This is a genomic window from Sedimentibacter sp. B4 (assembly GCF_000309315.1).
GTDB lineage: Bacteria > Bacillota > Clostridia > Tissierellales > Sedimentibacteraceae > Sedimentibacter > Sedimentibacter saalensis.
The window spans coordinates 1-413 of the sequence record NZ_CANG01000223.1 but is presented as its reverse complement, the minus strand read 5'-3'; the positions used below and the strand labels follow the sequence as shown (position 1 = coordinate 413).

The 413-nt window shown below is 67.8% G+C and carries 1 protein-coding gene; it reads right to left on the bottom strand.

Translation table 11 applies throughout. The features are described from left to right. The coding region (locus BN358_RS23195) for a propanediol/glycerol family dehydratase large subunit (RefSeq protein ID WP_232233091.1) at positions 1-413 on the bottom strand (413 nt) is incomplete at both ends.

Genomic DNA, 413 nt, shown 5'->3' with positions numbered 1-413 from the left:
ACCTCGGAGCCGGTACCGGAGGTGAACCTCATCTTCAGGCCACGCGACGCGTAGCAGGAAGCCAGGAACGCCTTCGACCACGGGGTGTCGTCACCGTCCATGAACACGGCCTCGGTGCCGTACACCGAGACGGTCTCGGCGTAGGCGGTGAAGCCACGCATACCGAGCTCGAGTTCGGTGGCCTCCTCGACCGCGCACTGGGTGAGGATGCCCGGACGCCCGACCTGCGCGCCCACCATCAGCGCGATGGCGTTGAACGGTGCGTACCGGACAATTCCGACCGTGGTCTCCAACTCGGCGAAGCCGCGCAGGGCGGCCTCGGCCGCGTCCGCGGCGATCTGGACCGGATGGTCCTTCACGTTGGTGACGTGGGCTTGGTTGGCCGGGGACTTCCGGGCCCGCATCTTGGTGAC